This is a genomic window from Mesorhizobium sp. WSM4837 (assembly GCF_055811435.1).
The window spans coordinates 1-20,468 of record NZ_JBVVQE010000068.1; the positions used below are offsets into that span (position 1 = coordinate 1).

Consider the following 20,468-nt stretch of genomic DNA (forward strand, 5'->3'; position numbering starts at 1 on the left):
GGAAGGGACTGGGACACGGCTCTCTCCCGGACGGGCAAGAGCACGTACCCTCTCACTGTCGGCTGCATCCGCAGCACCGGCGGCCGATATCGAAGCATAGGCTGCAATCACGCGATTGGCAAAACCTTCGCCACCCGCGGCCGAACTCCAAACTGAGACAAGGTGGCGGCGGTCGATCCGGCGCACTCGCGCATCCCCGCGCCGGCCCCGCGCAGCTGCGCACAGGGCGGCATAGAAGCCCTTCCAGAAAGCCTTGAAACTGGTGCTGCGAGAGAGGATTGAACTCTGAGTTGCTGTAATGGAATCAACAGCTTACGAGCTTTTTGTAACACTGTGACGTTCATCAAATGACCCAGGCATCAGATCGAACGCTGAGCGGCGCGAACGCAAACCGAGGCGGTATGAGCATCTGCCACCCCTTACAAGAACCTTTTGATGGCGGCCGAAATTTCGGCGGCTTTGTCTTCATATGTCCTGCCCCGGGGCGCTTGGATGACAAGATACAAGTGGCTTGAGGCCATGCCTCCGGCATGCATTTGCGGCAGCTCCGCCGGGCGCAATCACTCTCCGGCCGGCCAGTTCATGTTTCGTCACTGCATCGAAGCAGACATCCACGTCTGATGCTAGGATGTTGCTCGAGCGGCTCGCCGGCAACAAATGAAAAGCCTGCGTCACGTAAAGATCGGATCTCCTCAACTGCAACTTGGCGAGAACGATTTCAAAGACTTTGTTGAATGGCATTTCGGGAAGGTAACCGAGCGGTCCGAGCTGGCGCTGCTTGGCCGAGTGTTCAATCGCTTGAGGATTGACGGTCAATCGGAACAACAACGCGAAACGCTCGCGTCCCGAATTATTGCCAATTACATGGCCGGAGTGGTGGACGAGGAAGAACTTCTGTCGGCTTTGAAACAAGCGCTGGGGCGGTAAGCGACTGGCATGATCCGGAAATGAGAGCCGGTCAGAGAACTCGATCGAGCCGCCGCTGTGATCTCGCCTCTACCAAACAAGTGAGCATCCCCTAATTTATTCATCATGAGACTCCTCTGGTTCTCTCCCTCCGTCTACGTGAAGGCGAAACGTGTCAAGGGAGCCGCTCAGGAACTCATGGCGTGGGACACAAAGGCTCGAAATGGACGAAGGCGGTCCAATCATGCGTTGACGCGTTCGAGGGCAGAGTGTCCCCCCAAGAGGTCCGTGAAGCCTTGAGGCGGCGGCCAAGGAGGCGACCGTATATCTCTCGCCTGAGTAGGAGGTATCATGGCAACCCTTTGGTTCGTCCCTCCGGTGTTCGTGAAGACTGAAACGGAAGGCGCCAGGCATGGCTGCAACAATGCGAGGGCAGCCCTTGAGCAGCTCAAGACGTGGACCCGGAGAGGACCTCACTGGCACAAGGCGTGGACCCTCTGCCTGTCAGCACTGGAGGGCGATCCGATTGACCCTCACGTGATTCGAAAGGCTTTCGTGGCTGCCGCTAAAGAGGCGGAGATGTATCTCTCGCCTGAGTAGGAGGTATCATGGCCATCCATTGGTTTCACCCTCCCGTCAACATCGAGACCGACCGACCTGGGCTCACCTACGGCTGCAACAATGTCGAGGGAGCCGCTGCTGAATTCATGAAGTGGACCAAGCGGGGACTATGTGGAGGCAGTTAAGGCCTGCATGGCCGTCCATGATGGCGAGCGCACGCCCGACGACGTAAGGAAGGCCTTCGAGGTTGCTGTCAAGGAGGAGGGGCTGCTACGCTCCTCCTCTAATTAGGCTCACTTCCGTGGGCGCTGTTGAACACCGGATGCCGCACAGTGAGCTGCGCTATTTGCGTGCGAGCACGACGTGAGCCTCTTGGGCGAACATCAGCTCCCCTCCAGTTGAATAGATTGCCAGCGAAGAACTTACATCACCCATAATCGCTGCGATGACTGCGTCGCGGTGTCCGGCATCCATTCCGCTGACCAGCCCTGCCTGCGGAGTCGCTGCCAGCTGTAGTCGCACATATTCCTTTGACGAGGGGAATCGGATGTTCTGTGTCGTCGTGTGGATGGTCACCTGACGAAATCCCGCCCCGGCCACCAATCGGTAAAGCTCGTCCGCATCGGCGAGTGAATGCTCGGACCGTTTCGTTGCCGAAGCGCCTGGACCGAGGTGTCGATCCAAGGCGTCCACCAGCGCCTTTGCCGCAGGAGTGCGCTCAATAGCGCTGAAAACGCTTAAGGCCAGTCGGCCGTCAGGCACCAGCACCCGGAACATCTCACGTAGCGCACTCGACCGGTCCGGGAAAAACTGCAGTCCGAGCTGGCAAAGAACCAGATCGAAGGTGGCGTCAGGGAACGGCATTTCGAGCGCGCTTCCCTCGTGCCAGTCGATACGCGGTCCAGCGCCTGTCGGGAGGGATCGAGCAACGGCAAGCATGCCCGTGTTGATGTCGAGGCCGACGACCTGCCCACTTCCCATACGCTCGGCCGCCAAGCGTGCCACCACGCCGGTGCCGCAAGCTACGTCCAGAACCCGCTCACCAGATTGAGGCGCAGCACGATCCACCAGGTCGGCAGCCCACAGGGCTGTGATTGCCGGGACCAGGTAGCGCTCGTAGAGTTCCGCGGCGCTGCCTTGCAGCTGCCACTGCTCCTGCTCGGCCATAGCGTTCCTTTCCGCACAACGAGCCGCTCGGCAAAAGGCTCGATCGGCGCTTTTAAGCAGTCATCATAGGCGCGCGTCTGTCAAACAAGCAACCGCGCCAACCGGCGGTTGGTAGACGTGCCGCAGCCGGCGCGCGTAGGATTTTTCCACGATCCGCGAACCGGGCATCCCGACCCACCCGAGCTCGGTGACCGCTTGATCGCCCCGTCGCTCTCCTGTGCGGCGGGTTTTTTTGTTTCCTATGGAACACCGGCATGGGCAGGACGTTCGTTCCTGCAGCATCTTCTGTGCTGCGAGATCGGTGTCCCCTCCCGATCGGCCCGCGTCCTTCCCCTCCGTGGGCGCGGGCAACTTCAGATGGACTCTCTCCCTGATTGGAGTAGTCACGTCATGCCGTCGACCTCGATACACAAAACGGAATACGATCCGGAGCGCAAAGTCCTCCCGGTGTGGCTCGTGGCCAGCGGTAAATGCTACCAGTTTGAGGACGTGCCGCCGGAGACCTTCGCCGAGTTCGAAGCCGCCTTCGCCAAGGGCCGCTTCTTCAACGGCCACATCCGAAATCACTTCCGCTACCGTCTAGTTGGACCCGCGGTCGACTGAGCAGCATCAGCGGACGATCTCTCTTTTGGCAGGGATACGGCTCATTCGTCGCGGCCGTCCGGCCAGCTTTTGCGAGGGTAAGGTCGGACATCGGAACGAAAGGCGGATTCGCGAATTTCTACTGCTAGATAATCGGAATCGTCGCCCATGAGGCTCGCGACCCTCCACCTTGAAACTGCGAGATACGGCGATGTATATCGCGCGGAAAGGCTCGCTCGGTTGAGGCAGCAAATGATCCGGCACATCAAGCGCACTGACGCCTCGGCTCAAAAAGTCGAGCAAGCGCTGGCTAGTTTGGCCGAAGCAAACGCACCCATGGACCGGCTCGCGCGGCATCAGTAGGGCCGCGCTCATGCTCGCCGCATCGGCACGATGTACGGCGGGTTGTTCGGTTGCTGCATGTGGCGTTCTCACCACATCCGTTTCGTGATGCCTGTCCTTAGCCACCTGGGGCCGCAGAATTGTAGACATGTGGACACGACCGCACGTCCATATGTCATCATCTATCGGTGTTGGGGCCACTCAAGCGTCCGCTGTTAGACTAGGCGACACCCTGTAGATTGGAACGACACCCTGGAGATTCGAAACATGGCGCTCAAGCGGATGGACAACGTAGGAATCGTCGTCGAAGATCTCGGAGGCACGATCGATTTCTTTCGCGAACTCGGCCTCGAGCTCGAAGGGCGGTCCACGATCGAAGGAGAATGGGCCGGACGTGTCACTGGACTGGGCGATCAGCGTGTCGAGATTGCCATGCTGCGCACACCGGACGGCCACAGCCGGCTCGAGCTCTCCCGCTTCCTCACGCCGCCTGTCGTCGCAGATCACCGGAACGCCCCGGTCAACGCCTTCGGCTACCTCCGCGTCATGTTCGCCGTGGACGACATCGACGAGACGCTTGAAAGGCTCCGCACGCGCGGCGCGCAGCTCGAAGGCGAAGTAGTCCAGTATAAAGACGCGTATCGGCTCTGCTACATCCGTGGGCCTGAAGGGCTCCTCATCGGACTAGCCCAAGACCTCAGCTGAGCGCAATACGAAGACAAATGGCGAAGAGTGACCAATGCCAGCGAGCGCGTCCGAGGCCGACCCGCCTGTTCGACGTCCATCCCTCCACGGTCGGCCGCGCTACACGCATGCAATTATCGAAACGTGGGCATGCTGCCACGAAACGGCGCCTCGCGCCTTTGCTCGACCGCATCGACGTCCTGGATCTTGGCGGCGGTTAAGGCCTGCATGGCCGTTCGCGTCGGGCAGCGGCGCCCTGAATTCACGACGATGATGCAACCACCGCCACGTCTTCGCGTTTAACCGCCTTCACTCCTGGGGAGCGACGAAAATGACGGCGTTTGTCCCGATTACAAATCACAGGCCGATGGTGGTCGCGTCGATAGCCGACGCTGCGAAAGCGCTTCAGCAACCATGGCCATTCATGGACAAGCCGTCCCGGCTTGAAGCAATCCGAATGATCGAGGAATGCCTGGCCGGACATTGCAGTCACCAAGCTGCGTTCGCCGCCTTCGAGGCGGCTGCAACGGAACAGGGACTTCATAAGCAGAAGCCCCCAAGCGAAGGCCTCAAGAAGTTCGACGGGGTTGCTGAAGATCTGATGTGGGGTGATGCCCGTCCTCGCCACCTTGGAACCGCTGACAGGCCTCGCCTAGGCGGACGTGGTCAGGACCACCCGCAAATCGAGGAATGGCGGTGGTCTCTTGCTGCGCATTCCCTAGCTAACGACATTCCAATTGCCAAGGAACGCGATGGAGACGGCGAAGACCGGAGCGAGTAACCAGCGGGCTTGGTGGACGCTATTTTCCATGGGCTCTTCCAGTGAACTCACAGTGAGCAACGACTAGGGGCAGCCGCGGTTCCGGATGGTGCGATGTCCAGTCTGTTGCGCGAACAGTGAGACTTTGGTCCTGTCTGAGATCGGCCCGAAGCTCCCAGCCAAAGGAACTTTTGCAGCTGCCGCGGGTTCGGTGAGTATCGCGCGTGACGATGCTGTTCGGCGCGACAGGACTCACATAGGAGGCAACTATGAAAATGCGACTTTCCACTGCAGCCGCGGGATTTCTGCTGCTGGCAGGTATCGGCGCTGCTGCCGCTCAGGACGTAGTCATCGAGCCTGAACAGGAGACCGTCATCAGGGAATATGTGAAGAAGCAGCCGCTCGCATCGGTGAAGGTCCCTGGGATAGAGCTCAATATCGGCTCAACGCTGCCCGAGACGGTCGAGCTTCATGAAGTTCCCGACACCAAATACAGTTACGTGATGGTCGACAACCGGACCGTTGTCGTTGATCCAGGCACACGCAAGATCATCAAAGTCATCGAGTGACCTAAGCGACTGGGAGCACAGCCCGCGGTGCCGAAAGGTATAGCAGGACACTAAATCTGGAAGTCGGTCTGATCCAACAGACCATTGCCTGCCCTCTCTCGTAGGCAATGGTCTGTCGGCTCATCCGGCAACTTGCGGCCCAACCCAACGCATTGGGGCTGCAACGGTTTCGCGCGGCAATGCCGGGTCTCGTTATCGGTCAATCTCATTGCTGCTTTCGCTCTCGTTCTCTTTCAATCTCTTCAGGTTCCTCTTTGTCGAACTTGACCGTCTCGCTATCAGCCTTGCCGACGGCGCAAAGCAGTTCGTCCGTCTTGGCGTGAAGGGCCTGAGTATCGGGATGTTCGGCGCGCTGGATGAAAAGCGTCATGGCCCGTGTCGCTAGCGTCGCAATCGAATGCCAATCGAGGCTGCGTGCGTCATAGACAAGCCAAAGCCCGGCATAGGCCAGGAAAATCAAAAACGCCTGCGGGCCGCGACGTCAGCGTGCCAATGTGTGTGATGGTGCCCCGAACTGGGTGGTTTGCCATGTGCAAGAATTCCTACGCATCTTCATAGGACAGAAGCTCATGCTCTGGCTCGTAGTGATGAAGTGCCTGGCCCAAGATCGCGCTAATCGAAATCTTGCCGGCGGATAGGACAGCGCTCGAGATGCTCCGCCCCGGGCTGATCGGCCGGTCGTGAACTTTACCCTGTAGCTGGCTGGCCTCGCTGTTTCTCATTTCCGCTCACGCAGCGCCTCGCGGGTTCTGTCAGAGCGGCCCGGTTGTTGCCGTGGCTTTTGATAAGTTGGCGGACTTGGTCTGCCGAGACACCGTTCTGCTGGGTAAAATACTCGATCTCGTAGTCGTCACCGGCGGATACGCGGTCGCGGAAATCTCGCTCGCTCATGTCATCGCCCATGGCGTTCTCCTGTGAGCTTCGAATCAATTGCAACGCCGGCAAACCGATTTCGTTGCCGCGGGCCTGCGGGATCAAGTTCTGTTCACACGGGAGAATGCCAGCACTGCCGGACCTCACTTTGTTTTTCGGAACCGATTCGAAACGGGGATATTGATTCAAATCGAAGCGTCTGGAGTCCAATTGCATGCTTACCGAGCCTGGCATTGGCCGGCTGTCGTTTATTGAATTCCAGATGCCCACGCTGGTCGAGAAGCCGCCCAAGGGCGATGGATGGATTCACGAAATCAAATACGATGGCTATCGGACCCAGCTGATCATCCAGCGGGGCAAGGCGCAGGCCTTCACCCGAAGGGGCTTCGACTGGACCGACCGATACGGCCCGATTGTCGGTGCCGCGGCTGAGCTGAAAGCAAAGCGCGCAATCATCGATGGCGAGGCGACTGTATTAGGCGCTACCGGCCTTCCTGACTTTCAGGCACTACGCCGCGAGCTTGGAAAAGCTGAGTCAACGAAGCTGATCTTCCACGCTTTCGATCTGCTTCACCTCAACGGCAAGAATCTGCGGGACGCTCCGCTGCTGGAACGCAAGCGCGCCTTGCAACGTCTCTTGAGAGGCGCGCCGCCGGCGCTGGTCTATGTCGATCATTATGAGGGCGACGGCCCGACAGTGTTCGAGCACGCCTGCGAAATGGGCCTGGAGGGGATCGTGTCGAAGCGTGCAGATTCCCGCTACCGCTCCGGCCGGCAGGAGAGTTGGCTCAAGCTCAAATGCATCAAGAGCGACAACTTTCCGATCGTTGCCTTCGTCGAGAAGCTGGGGGCGAAGCCGCGCAGGATTGCCTCGCTTTATCTCGGCCGCCGCGAAGGGAATCGCGTCCACTATGCCGGCAAGGCGCAAAGCGGCTACAGCCTGCGCGATGCACGCGAAGTGCGCGAACGATTGGACCCACTGATTGTGGCGAAATCTCCACTCTCGGAACCGATAGACAAGCCCAAGGCAACTTGGGTGCACCCAGCAGTCGAGGCCGAAATCCAATATAGCGGGATCACCGATGACGGACTGCTGCGTGAGGCGGTGTTCAAGGGGCTGCGCGATGATCTGAGCCCACCAGCCCGCGCGCCGCCTTTAGGCCGCAAGCGGCCGCCGTCCGATGAAAGTTTCGGCGTGCCGCCCGAAAACATTCTGCAATTGCTGCCCGACGCCGTCGTGCCCTCGAAAGAGGATCTGATCGGATATTGGACGAAGGTAGCGAGGAAGGCGCTCGTCCACCTTGGCCGACGCCCGCTCAAGCTGGTTCGCCACTCCCACGGCGTCACGTTCTATCACAAGGGCAGATTGCCCAAAGTTCCGGATGCCGTGCATCAGCTGCGAGTTCAGAAACGCGAAGGTGGCGAAGGTGTGAGGCTGTGGGTTGATGACCTTGATGGGCTTCTTGGCTTGGTGGAAATGGGCGTTGTCGAATTGCACCCATGGAACGCCACCATTGATGATATCGAGCATGCCGACCACCTCGTAATAGATCTGGATCCTGGCGAAGGAGTCGAATGGGAGCTAGTTGCCGGCACGGCTTTGGCGCTCCGCGATATGCTGCGTTCAGCAGGACTCGACAGCTGGCCGAAGGTGACTGGCGGCAAAGGCGTGCATGTGATGGCGCCGCTGAACGCTGCGATCACCCACGATGCGGCCAGGCAGTATGCACGCAGGCTGGCGCAGCAGCTGGTCAACAAGTATCCCGATCGCTACCTGTTGGCGGCTGCGCCGTCCGCCCGCGTAGGGCGGATCTTCCTGGATTATCTCCGAAATGGGCGAGGAAACACGGCGGTCGGTGCGTATTCGCCAAGAGCCGGACCACACTTTCCGATAGCAGCTCCCGTAACCTGGAGCCAGGTCGAAAAGGGAATTCTGCCAGACGCGTTCACGCTGCAAAGCCCATTTCGACCGACGCCGCAGACAAGCCTGCGGAAAGCGGGTCGCGCTCGTGCCATTTTTTCAGATCGCCCGACGTGAAGGAAGACCAGAGACTCTATAATCAGTCGGCGGATCTGGAGATCGTGGCTCGACCAAGGCCAATCTTCCGCACGCGTCAAAGTGGATTGGAATAGGGTCGCAGATTGTCCCCGAAAACCGCTCCTCCGGACCCGAAATGAAGGCAAGTAGATAGTCCTGGTCACCATGTGTAAGAAGGCGCCCGGCATATATCTCGCAGTCGGGTGTGCCGTATAGGAATGGACCGTCCGCCGGTTTCCATGGCCCCAAGGGATGATCGGCACCAAGATAGTGGATGCCCGCTACCGGCTCTCCCGGATAGTTGCGTTTGAATTCTTCCGACCAACATTGTGAATGTGTGCAGAAGAGGCAGAACCATTTGTCGCCCCGCTGGAAGACTTGGGGGACCTCGATTTCCCCGAAAGATCCGACATAAACCGGAGGCTGAAGCTGCCAATTTACAAGATCGTGCGAATGGGCAACGCCAATTGCACCAGAGGCATTGGTATCCGATGGCATCGGCGATCGGGCCGTGAAATACATCAGCCAGCCAGAGCCCTCGGGGTCACGTATCACCCAAGGATCCCGCAGCGAGCAGTCCTTCCAGCGCCGCGGAACGCAACCCTCGTAATACTCGGCATTCTCACCGGTGCGCTCGAGCGCAAGGCCCTGCCTTCTCCAATGGACTAGATCGGCGCTACTCGCGCGTCCGATTCGTTGTATCTTGCCCTCTTCAGCGCGTGATGTCCCGGTATAGAAGAGGGTCCATGAATTCCTGTCGTTCCGCACAATGCAGCCGGTCCAGATCGTCAGATCATCAAAAGACGGAGTTTTGCTCGGCCGGAAAACCGTTCCCCGATACGTCCATTTGCGCAGGTCAGGACTTGTGGCAAGGCCCCAGGTGACATTCCAGTGTCGCAGTTCGGGATTCCCTAGCGAGCGATCGGCCTGCAGAAAGAAGGCATGCCAGAGTCCCTGATCATCCCGGCAATACCAGCTGTCCCATATCCATTTTCCTTCGACGGTCAACATTGGATGCCTCTGACGTCGCATTGCCAACCACTGCTGAAAGAAAACCATCAGCGCGCGCTAACGTTCCGCTTCAAGGCTTACGGCCGGGGAGGCAACCCGACTAATCTTGATTCCAAATATCGTGCGAACTTGGTTTCGGACTTGGTTGCCCAACGCGCGGTTCAGGTTGACCTTGTCGGCGGCCTGTCTGCCGGCCTTTAGGCGTCGGTCGCTACGCGGGCCGATGCCCGACACACCAGCCGTATTTCGGGATGGGTTCGAGCTCTTCCAGGCGGTCGTTCAGGCACCGGACCAGGCCGACTTGGAACGATCGGGTCAGGTGCCGACGGCGAAGCGATCCCCGATAGGCGCGCCTCTGCTTGAAGCGCCGGCTTTCGACGTCGCGGTAGCGGGGTCGGTCCACCTTCACGCGGTGGACCGGGACGCAAGTTTAGGTCGTTGCAGACCCGCGTTCAGGACGATCTGGCGATTTTCTAACTAGCGTCATAGGACCCAAAAGGGGAGAAACCTAGCAGGCCCGCGCCGAACCAAGGTGTGAGCGTTATGGCGTTCACCTCGATACGCAAACGGAATACGATCCGGAACGCAGAACCCTCTCGGCGTGGTTCGTGGCCAGCGGTAAATGTTACCAGTCTGAGGACGTGCCGCCGGAGACCTTCGCCGCGTTCAAAGCCGCCATTGTGAATGCCGCTACTTCAAGACCACATCCGCAATCGCTTCCGATCCGGTGTGGTTACGACCGGCGACGGTGCCGGATGACATCGTATGGACCAAGCGCGTCATTCAGGCTGGTGGCGACGCTATGTGGTGGTAGAAGACTCGTCCGACGACCCCGGCAAACGATCGCGAATGGCTTCCTCAGTTCTGTTTGCGGTCGATTCCACAACTTTGCCGACCTTGCCTGCTAGGGTGCCTGCATCTCCACCCGAGCCTTGCCGGTCGGCCTCTTCCTTGACCGTTTCGTAGGCCTCGGCGGCAACTTGCTTTGCTTGCTCCAGGCCCGTTTCGAAAACCTCCTCCGCACTGTCGCGAATTTTGTCGCGGTAGGCGCCAAGTTGCTCGTCCTCTGTGGCTGTGTGGGGCAGCATCACCCCGATGGCAGTGCCCAGCGCAAGGCCGACTGCGGCGATAGCCAGCGGTTCGCGCTCGAAGAGGTCTTGTGCCGATTGGCGCGTCCGAGCCGCTATCTCGCTGGCGCTTGAGCCGAGCTGTCCGGCGGTTTTTGTCATCCTCTCCTTGGCGCCCGTTGCAGCGTTTGCTGCAGCTTCGGCCGCGTCGCTTGCTGCTGATGTAACCGAACCGGCGGTATCGGAGAGCATCGCCCCGATTCCGGACCCTTCGTTGCCCTGGCTGAAATCATCGCCGCGCAAGTTAGAGAAAGCGTCAGGAGCTGTGCCTGTCCGATAGGCGGCGGCAGCTGAGTTGGTTGCCGACGTGCCGTCGCCGAGCATCAGCCAGGCCAGGCCGGCTCCAATCAACGTCAATGGCAACGGGTTGTCCCTGACTTGCGACTTGAGATTGCCAAGCATGGCAGATCCCTCGCCACCGGCGAACATCCCGGTAAATTCGTCGATCAATTGACCCGGTGTCATCTTGCTGCGGATCGAATCGGCGGTGTCTGCTACTTTAGCACGGGCGATGTCGGCATCGCGTTCGAGCTCGGCTGCGGATTTTTCGCTCATCTTATTTGATCCTTGATCACGCGCGCGTCGCGCTTGAGTTGGTCTTGTGTGCGATCAGGCGTCAGCTCGGAAGGAGCCATGCTTTTCGTGCCGGAGCGCAAGAGAATGATCCCCAGTACCGCGACGACGATCCCGACAAGCAGCGAGGACCATCCCGCTCCCAGGCCGGCACTCGCCAGGGCGATTACGAGTGCTTGCAAAAGCACCATCAAGGCCGCGAGAAGGCATATGGCGCCGGCCAGAACCTCGGCGGCGCCTGTGCCGGCCTTGCTGATTTTCTCCGACATTTCGGCCCGCAACAGCCTACTTTCGGTTTGAAGCAGGCTTGTGACCTGCTGTGCCAGATCGCTGACGAGGGTTGCGAGGCCGCGACTTTCCTGATTGTTGTTCATGGGTTCTGCTCCAGGCTTGCGCCTGCCAAATCCCTGTCGTCTCTGGGCTGATTGAAGGGGGGCGGCGTAGTGTCAGGTGCCTCTGCCGATCGCGTAGCGGACTGATCCGAGTTCGAAACCGTTTCTGAACCCCCGTCTGTTTGCGATCGACTCGGTGTCTCGGTCCGAGCAGATGGCGGCGTGCTCTTGATAAACCGCCCCAGCGCCAAGCCTGCCAATACTGAGCCGGCTATCAGCGCCCCTGAGTTTTCGCGGCCGAAAGTCCGCATCTCGCCAAGAACATCTTCGAATGGTTTGTCCTTCAACGAAGATGAAAGGCGTTCAAGCGAGCCGGCGGCATCGAGGGTGAACTTCGAAGCGGTCCGTTGATTATTATTCGCCAGATGCTCGCTTGCTGCTCGCAAGGCTCCGCTAAAGGCCTTCAGGTTGGAGCTGATATCGCGCTGTGTTCCCTCGGCTTTGTCGAACAACGCCTGCTTCGCTTCAGCAGCGTAGTCGCCCGCCTTCCTGGCGAGTTCGTCGCGAGCGCCGTGTAGCGCCTCTGTCGCGGTCTGCGTTTCCTGCTGGAACCGTTCAGACAGTTCGCTTTTGGCTGTTTCGAAATCGGCCGGCTTACGGCCCTGATCGTCTTCGCGCTGCATGGTATCTCCTAATGGAATCCGAGGAAGGAGAGGATCGCAAGCACGACGACGACAAGGCCGATGAGATAAATGACACTGTTCATGGTGGCAATCTCCTCCATTGCCTAACGAACTTGGCGGGGGCAAACAGGTTCCATCACTTCCAGCTAAATTAGCAGTAAGAATTCGGTGCCAAAACCGGCGTCCATCGCATGGACTTCTAGCGACAGCGCGCCCATGGCGTGGGTCCAAGGGAAATATCCAAATGAACCAGGGCATCAATAGGCCCCTCCGAAAGCTGATCCGTTCAAGATGGCTGCCGGGAACCAGCCTCCGCAAGACACGTTGCTGAGTCACCGAACTTCTCAAAAAGGATGCTTGCTATGGCGAAAGAGATACCTCGCGAGGAAGAGCAACGCGGCACAGGAAGGGTCCTCATGTGGGGCGCCGTGATCACCGCTGTGCTTTTTGTTGCCCTACTGGCCACATTCGTCCTCGGGCCGCTCTGATCTGAGATACTCACCGCCCTAACCTCTGGAGCTTGTTCCTGCGGCGGACCAAAAGCTGCCGGCCGGCGCCTACCAGGCAACGCCCACTGCTCACAGAGCACTATTAGCTGACGCTAATGTTGCGCTTCAAGGGGCTTTTGGCCGGGGAGGCAGCGACCTGCGGGACGGGATGTCGTGGTCACCGCCGGGTATCGACTGCGCTTTGCAGGCGATCGGAACTAACGGTCTGTGGCAGCGTTGCGATGGCAGTAAGACAATGCTGACCAACGGAGACAGACATGACAGACTCCAAGGAACGTCTGGTGCAGTGGCTTCGCGACGCTCACGCCATGGAAGAACAAGCCGAGACCATGTTGAGCGGCCAAATCGAGCGTCTCGAAAACTATCCCGAGATTCGCGACCGGATGAACATGCATCTCGAAGAAACGAGGCAACAGGCAAAACGTCTTGAACAATGCCTCGATCGGATCGGCGACGGATCTTCGACGCTGAAGGACGCCGGCGGTAAGCTAATCGCCATCGGACAGAACATCAGCGGCATGTTTGCAGGCGATGAGGTGATGAAAGGATCACTGGCTAGCTACACATTCGAACATATGGAAATCGCCAGCTACAAAATGCTCATTGCCGCAGCCGGCGAGGTCGGCGACTCCGAGACCCAAAGAGCGTGTAAAGAAAACCTCCGCGAAGAAGAGGCGATGGCAGATTGGCTGGAAAACCAACTCGGCACGGTCACCAGCGAGTTCCTCAGACGCGACGAGCGGGATGCTGACACCGCGAAACGGTGACATGCCTAAAGTCTTGCGATCGCGTTGTAGAAATCCTTCGGCGGTACGAGGCTGATCGACGTCAAACCCGGTAGGGCTTCAGACGCGAAGGGATGGCGGATTGGTTGACGTTCTAAAAGAAACCGCTCCCTCTCAGCGCGATGTTCGAAGCAGAACCTGCGCGAGGCTTGCTAGGCCTCGCGAAAATCCCAGCCGGCATGGTTTGTGCAGCCAGGATGTTCGCACGCATGCTGATTCCCGGGCGCTATGACCTGTTCTGGCCGTGGGAGCCTGAATCTCGTCGCACATCACCTTCATCGTATGGGAATGGATACACGTCGATGTCAAGGGGCTGCGCTTGTCGATCTTGTGCCAACCAATTCCGTTGAAGGAATCTGCAGCGATCACGAGAGCCTTGCGTGTCAAGTGGTTGAACGATTTCAATGGGATAAACTGGTGCTGCGAGAGAGGATTGAACTCTCGACCTCTCCCTTACCAAGGGAGTGCTCTACCACTGAGCTACCGCAGCCGCTGATGGCGGGGCTTCTGCCATATCGAACCGGCAAGCGCAAGGCCAAGCGCAAGCGATCTGTGAAAGCCCGCTCCGACGGCTTTTGCGGACATGGCAGCGCCACATTGTTGGCTATCCCTGAATAGCGGGTCAGCCGGGACGGAACCATGAACGACAAGGCAACTCCAACTGACAAGGGCGGGCCATCGAAAAAGGACAGCCCACCGAAGAAGGCTGACCGCCAGACCCGGCTCGCCGAGCAATTGCGCGCCAATCTGCAGAAGCGCAAGGCGCAGTCGCGCTCGCGACGCACTGGCGAGGCTGACAAGCGGCCGGAAGGGTTCGGCGCCTTAAGGGAAACGCAAAAGGATTGATATCAACAGGCTGGCCAGGGCGAGAATCCTGTTTCTTGAACCAAGCCGGCCAATGGTTTAGACGGGCCACAACAGACTCAACCGATAAACCGGCCTTTCGGCCGAGGGGACGCTCTTCCATGGATCGCATCAGAATTGTCGGCGGCAACAAGCTTGCCGGAAGCATCCCGATCTCGGGCGCGAAGAACGCCGCGCTGCCGCTGATGATCGCTTCGCTGCTCACCGACGACACGCTGACCCTGGAAAACGTGCCGCATCTGGCCGATGTCGAGCAGTTGATCCGCATCCTCGGCAATCATGGCGTCGACTACTCGGTCAACGGACGCCGCGAAAAGCAGCAGGAGGGCTATTCGCGCACCGTCACTTTCTCCGCCCGCAACATCGTCGATACAACGGCCCCCTACGAGCTGGTGTCGAAGATGCGCGCCTCCTTCTGGGTGATCGGCCCGCTGCTTGCCCGCATGGGCGAGGCCAAGGTGTCGCTGCCCGGCGGTTGCGCCATCGGCACGCGGCCGGTCGACATTTTCCTGGAAGGCCTCCAGGCGCTGGGCGCCGATATCGACGTCGACACCGGCTATGTCATCGCCAAGACCAGGAACGGCCGTCTTGTCGGCAATCGCTACGTCTTCCCGAAAGTGTCGGTCGGCGCCACCCATGTGCTGATGATGGCGGCGTCCCTGGCCAAGGGCGAGACGGTGCTCGAAAACGCCGCCCGCGAGCCTGAGATCTTTAACCTCGCCGAATGCCTCAACGCCATGGGCGCCAGGATTTATGGCGCTGGCACCGAGACCATCACCATCGACGGCGTCGAGGCGCTGTCGGGCGCGCGCGTCCGGGTGATACCCGACCGCATCGAGACCGGCACCTATGCGATGGCCGTCGCCATGACCGGCGGCGATGTCGTGCTCGAAGGCGCGCGGGCGGACCTGCTGCAGACCGCGCTCGACGTGATTTCCCAAACCGGCGCCGAGATCACGCAGACCAATTCCGGCATCCGCGTCAGGCGCAACGGCGCCGGCATTGCGCCGGTCGACGTGACGACAGCGCCGTTCCCGGCGTTCCCGACCGACCTGCAGGCGCAGTTCATGGGCCTGATGACGATGGCCAAGGGCAAGTCGCGCATCACCGAGACGATCTTCGAAAACCGCTTCATGCACGTCCAGGAACTTGCCCGGCTCGGCGCCCACATAACATTGTCCGGCCAGACGGCGATCGTCGACGGCGTGCCGAAGCTGAAGGGCGCGCCGGTGATGGCGACCGACCTTCGCGCTTCGGTGTCGCTGGTCATCGCCGGCCTGGCAGCCGAAGGCGAGACCACGGTCAACCGGGTCTATCATCTCGACCGCGGTTTTGAGCGGCTGGAAGAAAAGCTGTCCGGCTGCGGCGCGGAGATCGAGCGGATTTCGGGGTAGAGGTAACGGCCTGAGGTCGGCGCTGCCCCTCATCTGCCTGCCGGCATCTTGTCCCCGTATAGTGACGGGGAGAAGGGGCTGGCCGCGACCTCGGCGCCCTTTCTGCAACGCCGGATATTGGCGAAATCCTTGCGAAGGCGTCCCTCTCCCCGCGGGGAGAGGATGCCGGCAGGCAGGTGAGGGGCGGCGCAAACCTGATGCGATTGTGCTGGAATCCGTGGCGCGGTTGCACGGATCGCCAAGACCGCCTAACAGAAAACTGATGTAATCCTTCGCAGGTGCGAACTCCGCATGAACCTTCTCAAGCTTGTCGCGCTCGACGATCAGGATCTGAGCATCGTCTCGGCCCATGTCCAGGACGCCGTGCTCAAGGTCGGCGACCTCGAATACATGCCGGCGGTCAAGCGCTTCATGATGACGATGAACCGCTTCGTCTGGGAGGCGAAATCCGGTTTCTTCCGCCAGCACAATGAGCGGCGGCAAAGCGTGCTGCATTTCGACCGGGTGCTGGGCGCCAAGACCAGCGGCATGGCCCGCGACAAGCCGGACGAGGTGCTGTCGCTGCTGGCGATCAGCTTCGTCGCGCTCGACAAGCCGGCCGGCATTGTCGAGCTGATCTTTTCAGGCGGCGGCGCGATCATGCTCGATGTCGAGTGCATCGAGGCGCGGCTGGCTGACATTGGCGGCGCCTGGGAAGCGACGTCGCGTCCCTTCCACGGAGCCTGAGGACACAAGATGGCCATCACGCTTCGTCTGTCCGATGCCGATTTCGAGCAGCGGTTTGCCGCGTTCCTTTTGACCAAGCGCGAGGTCTCGGAGGACGTCGACGCGGTGGTGCGCGCGATCATCGCGCGGGTGCGCGCCGAGGGCGACGCGGCGCTCATCGACTACACGCAGAGATTCGAAAAGGCCGATCTGAAAGGCCTCGGCATTGCCGTGTCGCAAGACGACATCGCCAAGGCCTACGATGCGGCCGACCCGCAGACGATCGAGGCGCTCAAATTCGCCCGTGACCGCATCCGTTCGCATCACGAGCGGCAGCGGCCGAACGACGACCGTTATACCGACGCTGCCGGCGTCGAGCTCGGCTCGCGCTGGACCGCGATCGAGGCGGTCGGGCTCTATGTGCCGGGCGGTACGGCGAGCTATCCAAGCTCGGTGCTGATGAGCGCCGTGCCGGCCAAGGTCGCCGGCGTCGAGCGCGTCGTCATGGCGGTGCCGGCGCCCGGCGGCATCATTAATCCGCTGGTGCTGGTGGCGGCGGACCTGACCGGCATAACCGAGATCTACCGCGTCGGCGGCGCGCAGGCGATCGCAGCGCTTGCCTACGGCACCGAAACGATAAAGCCGGTCGCCAAGATCGTCGGCCCCGGCAATGCCTATGTCGCGGCGGCCAAGCGCCAGGTGTTCGGCACGGTCGGCATCGACATGATCGCCGGGCCATCGGAAGTGCTTGTCGTGGCCGACGGCAATAACGATCCGGACTGGATCGCCGCCGACCTGCTTGCCCAGGCCGAGCATGACGTGTCGGCGCAGTCGATCCTGATCACCGACGATCCTGTCTTCGGCGCGGCGGTCGAACAGGCGGTCGAACGCCAGTTGCAAAACCTGTCGCGCGCCGGGACGGCGGCGGCGAGCTGGCGCGATTTCGGCGCCGTCATCCACGTCCCCCGAATCGAGGCGGCGCTGCCGCTGGTCGACCGCATCGCGGCCGAGCATGTCGAGCTTGCCATCGACGAGCCGGAAGCCTTCCTGGCGCGGATGCGCAATGCCGGCGCCGTCTTTCTCGGCCGCCACACGCCGGAAGCCATCGGCGACTATGTCGGCGGCTCCAACCACGTGCTGCCGACGGCGCGCTCGGCGCGCTTCTCGTCCGGGCTTTCGGTGCTCGATTTCGTCAAGCGCACCTCGATCCTGAAGCTCGGGCCGGAGCAATTGCGGGCGCTGGCGCCGGCGGCCATCGCGCTGGCCACAGCGGAAGGCCTCGACGGGCATGGACGCTCCGTCGCCATCCGGCTGAATATGTAGCTGACATGGCGGACTACGATCGAACCCGTGCCAGGCTCATCGATGTCGAACTCGACGAATCGATCGGCCGTTCGACGCCCGACGTCGAGCATGAGCGGGCGGTGGCGATCTTCGACCTGATCGAGGAAAACAGCTTCCAGCCGGTCAATGACGACGGCGCCGGGCCCTACCGGCTAAAACTGTCGCTGGCCGAATCCCGCCTGGTCTTCGCGGTGACGCGCGAGGATGGCGCGGCGGTCGTAACCCACATCCTGTCGCTGACGCCACTCAGGCGCATCGTCAAGGACTATTACATGATCTGCGAAAGCTATTACGATGCCATCCGCACCTCGACGCCCAGCCAGATCGAGGCGATCGACATGGGCCGGCGCGGCCTGCACAATGAGGGCTCGCAGACACTGATGGACCGGCTGGCCGGCAAGATCGACATCGATTTCGACACGGCGCGCCGGCTGTTCACGCTGGTCTGCGTACTGCACTGGCGAGGCTGAACTGTCAGTCCCTCTGCCCCGCTCGATCCCGCCCCGCTCGATCCTGTTCGTCTGCGCCATGAACGCCGTGCGCTCGCCGATGGCCGAACTGCTGGCGCGCAAAGTGCTTCCGGCCGCGACCTTCGTCGCGTCGGCCGGGGTGCGCGGCGGCGAACGCGACCCGTTCGTCGACGCCGTGCTGGCCGAGGACGGGCTTTCGCTCGGCGACCGGCACCCGAGGACACTGGACGATCTCGAGGACGACTATTTCGACCTGATCATCACGCTGTCGCCGGAAGCCCATCACACCGCGCTCGAGCTTACCCGCTCGCTTTCCGTCGACGTCGAATATTGGCCGATGCCGGACCCGACTGGCGTCGGCGGCACGCGCGAGCAGATCATGGCCGCCTATCGCGAGGTGCGCGAACGGCTGAAGGCGCGGATCGGCCGCCGTTTTCTGGCGCCGGAAGCAGAGAAACCGGGCTGATTTAAGCATGTTCACAAGCGCACGATTATCATATAGGTTCCGCCCAAATTCCGGCTAGAGTCGGATGATTTCAGGTCTGTTCGACCTGAAATCTGAATCCGCCTCTAAATCCAAGAAGTAGAGCATGATGTCGTCCGAAAACCGCTTCACACTTTTCGGCATCATGCTCTAGGCGCTGGGAATCCATCCAAGCAAAGGTATCGAATGCCGAAGGAAGAAGTCCTCGAGTTTCCGGGTGTCGTCACGGAATTATTGCCCAATGCGATGTTCAGGGTGAAGCTTGAAAACGAACACGAAATCATCGCCCACACCGCCGGCCGCATGCGCAAGAACCGTATCCGCGTGCTGACCGGCGACAAGGTCCTTGTCGAGATGACACCCTACGACCTGACCAAGGGCCGCATCACCTACCGTTTCAAGTAAGATCGTCAGAGCTCGGCCGGGATCGCGATGAGCATTTTGCAGAAGCTCGTGCTTGCCTCGGGTTCGCCGCGCCGGATCGAACTGCTGCAGCAGGCCGGCATCGAGCCGGACCGCGTGCTGCCGGCCGGCGTCGACGAAACGCCGCTGCGCGCCGAGCATCCACGCTCGCTGGCCAAGCGCCTGTCGAAGGAAAAGGCCGAAAAGGCGCTGGCCTCGCTGCAGACGGAAGAGGATTATGCACCGAGCTTTGTGCTGGCCGCCGACACGGTGGTCGCCGTCGGCCGGCGCATCCTGCCCAAGGCCGAAACGTTCGACGACGTCGTCAATTGCCTCGGACTGCTGTCCGGCCGTTCGCACCGGGTCTATTCCGGCATCTGCCTGGTTACGCCGAGCGGCAAGCTGCGCCAGCGACTGGTCGAGACCAGGGTGCGTTTCAAGCGGCTGCCGCGCGCCGAGATCGACGCCTATGTGGCCTCGGGAGAATGGCGCGGCAAGGCCGGCGGCTACGCCGTCCAGGGTCTGGCCGGCGCCTTCGTCGTCAAGCTTATCGGCTCCTACACCAACGTCGTCGGCCTGCCGCTCTATGAGACGGTGGCGCTGCTGGCCGGCGAGGGCTTCAAGGTGCATGCCAACTGGCAGTCAGTTCGGCCATGAACTCGGGTGCGGACGACAAGGTCACGCCGCTGCGCCCCAAGCGGCCCTGCCCCGAATGCGGCAAGCCGTCGGCGCGCGAGACCTACCCGTTCTGCTCCGTGCGCTGCAAGGACATCGACCTCAACCGCTGGCTCAAGGGCACCTATGTCATTTCGGGCCGCGACGACGAGGACGAAACGGACAACGACCCTCCCAAATGAAGCTGTTCGGCACGGCTTGGTGACTTCGACCACGTCCCATGAATCGAGCTGTCCAGTGATTGCTCGTTTGCCGCTTGAAATCAACGCTTAGGCGCTGGACAGGCCGGATTCCCGTGCTATAACCCACGCGCTTTCAAGGGGCGCCTGCGGCGCTTTCAAGAAATCCGGCGTGCAGAACTGCCCGCGTGCCGGAACAGGCCCAGATAGCTCAGTTGGTAGAGCAGCGGACTGAAAATCCGCGTGTCGGTGGTTCGAATCCGCCTCTGGGCACCATCCCCTCTTCTCCCGATAGTCTCTTTCGCCGAATCTTCTACGCTTCTGTTTCGGCAACAAGCTGAAATCGTTGAATATTTTGTCGCGCAAGGCGCGGTTGGTCGGGTTTTGTGGAATTTCGGCGTAGTTGGTCCAACGAGGCGGAGGGCTGGTATTTTCGCTGGTATCGGAGA

26 protein-coding genes and 2 tRNA genes are annotated in these 20,468 nt (G+C 60.6%); 20 read left to right on the forward strand and 8 right to left on the reverse strand.

The annotated features are described in order from the left end of the window. Positions 1-657: 657 nt before the first annotated feature. The 3 genes from AC0L3D_RS28945 to AC0L3D_RS28955 all read left to right on the forward strand — a co-directional run bounded on the left by AC0L3D_RS28945 (position 658) and on the right by AC0L3D_RS28955 (position 1,758). The gene (locus tag AC0L3D_RS28945) at positions 658-927 is read left to right on the forward strand and encodes a hypothetical protein (protein WP_128170163.1); all 270 of its coding nucleotides are present in this window, start codon (positions 658-660) and stop codon (positions 925-927) included. A gap of 330 nt (positions 928-1,257) precedes the next feature. After that, positions 1,258-1,506 carry a DUF982 domain-containing protein gene (locus tag AC0L3D_RS28950; RefSeq protein ID WP_027155572.1) on the forward strand — a complete coding sequence of 83 codons (249 nt, stop codon included), beginning with the start codon at positions 1,258-1,260 and terminating at the stop codon, positions 1,504-1,506. A 153-nt stretch (positions 1,507-1,659) separates the two neighbouring features. Beyond that, positions 1,660-1,758 (forward strand): hypothetical protein, encoded by a 99-nt coding sequence (locus tag AC0L3D_RS28955; protein ID WP_023800259.1) that lies wholly within the window; start codon positions 1,660-1,662, stop codon positions 1,756-1,758. 51 nt (positions 1,759-1,809) lie between these two features. Here the strand turns inward: AC0L3D_RS28955 and AC0L3D_RS28960 are convergent, their stop codons facing one another. Further along, the gene (locus AC0L3D_RS28960; protein WP_473532752.1) at positions 1,810-2,634 is read right to left on the reverse strand and encodes a class I SAM-dependent methyltransferase; all 825 of its coding nucleotides are present in this window, start codon (positions 2,632-2,634) and stop codon (positions 1,810-1,812) included. Positions 2,635-3,024: 390 nt separating this feature from the next. Here AC0L3D_RS28960 and AC0L3D_RS28965 point away from each other — a divergent pair, with 390 nt between their 5' ends. The 4 genes from AC0L3D_RS28965 to AC0L3D_RS28980 all read left to right on the forward strand — a co-directional run bounded on the left by AC0L3D_RS28965 (position 3,025) and on the right by AC0L3D_RS28980 (position 5,571). Then, positions 3,025-3,237: a KTSC domain-containing protein gene (locus AC0L3D_RS28965; protein ID WP_473628397.1), complete on the forward strand. Its 213-nt coding sequence runs from the start codon at positions 3,025-3,027 to the stop codon at positions 3,235-3,237. A gap of 588 nt (positions 3,238-3,825) precedes the next feature. Continuing rightward, a complete protein-coding gene (locus AC0L3D_RS28970) occupies positions 3,826-4,263 on the forward strand; it encodes a VOC family protein (protein WP_473628399.1) in 438 nt (145 codons plus the stop codon). Positions 4,264-4,573: 310 nt separating this feature from the next. Further along, positions 4,574-5,023, forward strand: a complete 450-nt coding sequence (locus AC0L3D_RS28975; protein WP_473646573.1) for a DUF982 domain-containing protein — start codon at positions 4,574-4,576, stop codon at positions 5,021-5,023. 248 nt (positions 5,024-5,271) lie between these two features. Beyond that, positions 5,272-5,571 (forward strand): DUF1236 domain-containing protein, encoded by a 300-nt coding sequence (locus AC0L3D_RS28980; protein WP_091597134.1) that lies wholly within the window; start codon positions 5,272-5,274, stop codon positions 5,569-5,571. 205 nt (positions 5,572-5,776) lie between these two features. Here the strand turns inward: AC0L3D_RS28980 and AC0L3D_RS28985 are convergent, their stop codons facing one another. Together AC0L3D_RS28985 and AC0L3D_RS28990 are read right to left on the reverse strand one after the other, a co-directional pair. Continuing rightward, complete coding sequence (locus AC0L3D_RS28985) at positions 5,777-6,031, reverse strand: low affinity iron permease family protein (RefSeq protein WP_287225365.1); 255 nt, start codon at positions 6,029-6,031, stop codon at positions 5,777-5,779. A gap of 227 nt (positions 6,032-6,258) precedes the next feature. Continuing rightward, entirely contained in the window at positions 6,259-6,660 is a 402-nt protein-coding gene (locus tag AC0L3D_RS28990; protein ID WP_287225363.1) for a DUF3606 domain-containing protein, read from the reverse strand. Here AC0L3D_RS28990 and ligD point away from each other — a divergent pair. Then, complete coding sequence (gene ligD, locus AC0L3D_RS28995; RefSeq protein WP_473628403.1) at positions 6,659-8,482, forward strand: DNA ligase D; 1,824 nt, start codon at positions 6,659-6,661, stop codon at positions 8,480-8,482. The two genes, AC0L3D_RS28990 and ligD, sit on opposite strands and share 2 nt — an antisense overlap. On the opposite strand, the gene AC0L3D_RS29000 is transcribed toward ligD, so the two are convergent. Next, entirely contained in the window at positions 8,465-9,493 is a 1,029-nt protein-coding gene (locus tag AC0L3D_RS29000) for a hypothetical protein (RefSeq protein ID WP_473646575.1), read from the reverse strand. The two genes, ligD and AC0L3D_RS29000, sit on opposite strands and share 18 nt — an antisense overlap. Before the next feature lie 608 nt (positions 9,494-10,101). Here AC0L3D_RS29000 and AC0L3D_RS29005 point away from each other — a divergent pair. Continuing rightward, complete coding sequence (locus tag AC0L3D_RS29005) at positions 10,102-10,401, forward strand: hypothetical protein (protein WP_287225358.1); 300 nt, start codon at positions 10,102-10,104, stop codon at positions 10,399-10,401. On the opposite strand, the gene AC0L3D_RS29010 is transcribed toward AC0L3D_RS29005, so the two are convergent. Genes AC0L3D_RS29010 through AC0L3D_RS29020 form a run of 3 tightly spaced genes read right to left on the reverse strand, consistent with a single transcriptional unit; the run spans position 10,294 to position 12,208 of the window. Next, complete coding sequence (locus AC0L3D_RS29010) at positions 10,294-11,175, reverse strand: hypothetical protein (RefSeq protein WP_027155576.1); 882 nt, start codon at positions 11,173-11,175, stop codon at positions 10,294-10,296. The two genes, AC0L3D_RS29005 and AC0L3D_RS29010, sit on opposite strands and share 108 nt — an antisense overlap. Further along, a complete protein-coding gene (locus AC0L3D_RS29015; RefSeq protein WP_473628405.1) occupies positions 11,172-11,567 on the reverse strand; it encodes a phage holin family protein in 396 nt (131 codons plus the stop codon). Before AC0L3D_RS29015 ends, AC0L3D_RS29010 begins: the two co-directional genes overlap by 4 nt. Beyond that, complete coding sequence (locus tag AC0L3D_RS29020; protein ID WP_473628407.1) at positions 11,564-12,208, reverse strand: hypothetical protein; 645 nt, start codon at positions 12,206-12,208, stop codon at positions 11,564-11,566. Before AC0L3D_RS29020 ends, AC0L3D_RS29015 begins: the two co-directional genes overlap by 4 nt. Before the next feature lie 766 nt (positions 12,209-12,974). Here AC0L3D_RS29020 and AC0L3D_RS29025 point away from each other — a divergent pair. Beyond that, positions 12,975-13,484 carry a ferritin-like domain-containing protein gene (locus AC0L3D_RS29025; RefSeq protein WP_027155497.1) on the forward strand — a complete coding sequence of 170 codons (510 nt, stop codon included), beginning with the start codon at positions 12,975-12,977 and terminating at the stop codon, positions 13,482-13,484. A 433-nt stretch (positions 13,485-13,917) separates the two neighbouring features. Here AC0L3D_RS29025 and AC0L3D_RS29030 read toward each other — a convergent pair. Continuing rightward, positions 13,918-13,992, reverse strand: a tRNA-Thr gene (locus tag AC0L3D_RS29030). A gap of 149 nt (positions 13,993-14,141) precedes the next feature. Between AC0L3D_RS29030 and AC0L3D_RS29035 the strand changes: the two genes are divergently transcribed. From AC0L3D_RS29035 to AC0L3D_RS29080, 10 genes are all read left to right on the forward strand, one after another. After that, complete coding sequence (locus AC0L3D_RS29035; protein WP_287176425.1) at positions 14,142-14,348, forward strand: hypothetical protein; 207 nt, start codon at positions 14,142-14,144, stop codon at positions 14,346-14,348. Positions 14,349-14,467: 119 nt separating this feature from the next. After that, positions 14,468-15,760 carry a UDP-N-acetylglucosamine 1-carboxyvinyltransferase gene (gene murA / locus AC0L3D_RS29040; protein WP_473628409.1) on the forward strand — a complete coding sequence of 431 codons (1,293 nt, stop codon included), beginning with the start codon at positions 14,468-14,470 and terminating at the stop codon, positions 15,758-15,760. Between the two features lie 291 nt (positions 15,761-16,051). Continuing rightward, positions 16,052-16,486: a DUF2948 family protein gene (locus AC0L3D_RS29045; protein WP_473646576.1), complete on the forward strand. Its 435-nt coding sequence runs from the start codon at positions 16,052-16,054 to the stop codon at positions 16,484-16,486. A gap of 9 nt (positions 16,487-16,495) precedes the next feature. Continuing rightward, positions 16,496-17,788, forward strand: a complete 1,293-nt coding sequence (gene hisD, locus AC0L3D_RS29050) for a histidinol dehydrogenase (RefSeq protein ID WP_287176421.1) — start codon at positions 16,496-16,498, stop codon at positions 17,786-17,788. Positions 17,789-17,793: 5 nt separating this feature from the next. Beyond that, the gene (locus tag AC0L3D_RS29055) at positions 17,794-18,279 is read left to right on the forward strand and encodes a UPF0262 family protein (protein WP_027155503.1); all 486 of its coding nucleotides are present in this window, start codon (positions 17,794-17,796) and stop codon (positions 18,277-18,279) included. A gap of 1 nt (position 18,280) precedes the next feature. Next, positions 18,281-18,745 (forward strand): arsenate-mycothiol transferase ArsC, encoded by a 465-nt coding sequence (locus tag AC0L3D_RS29060; RefSeq protein WP_473524168.1) that lies wholly within the window; start codon positions 18,281-18,283, stop codon positions 18,743-18,745. A gap of 204 nt (positions 18,746-18,949) precedes the next feature. After that, positions 18,950-19,168: a translation initiation factor IF-1 gene (gene infA / locus AC0L3D_RS29065; RefSeq protein WP_006200926.1), complete on the forward strand. Its 219-nt coding sequence runs from the start codon at positions 18,950-18,952 to the stop codon at positions 19,166-19,168. A gap of 27 nt (positions 19,169-19,195) precedes the next feature. After that, positions 19,196-19,822, forward strand: a complete 627-nt coding sequence (locus tag AC0L3D_RS29070; RefSeq protein ID WP_287246483.1) for a Maf-like protein — start codon at positions 19,196-19,198, stop codon at positions 19,820-19,822. Further along, a complete protein-coding gene (gene yacG, locus AC0L3D_RS29075; RefSeq protein ID WP_473628412.1) occupies positions 19,819-20,022 on the forward strand; it encodes a DNA gyrase inhibitor YacG in 204 nt (67 codons plus the stop codon). The genes AC0L3D_RS29070 and yacG overlap by 4 nt, the downstream gene beginning before the upstream one ends. 197 nt (positions 20,023-20,219) lie before the next feature. After that, positions 20,220-20,295: transfer RNA gene (locus AC0L3D_RS29080), tRNA-Phe, on the forward strand. Positions 20,296-20,468 lie beyond the last annotated feature (173 nt).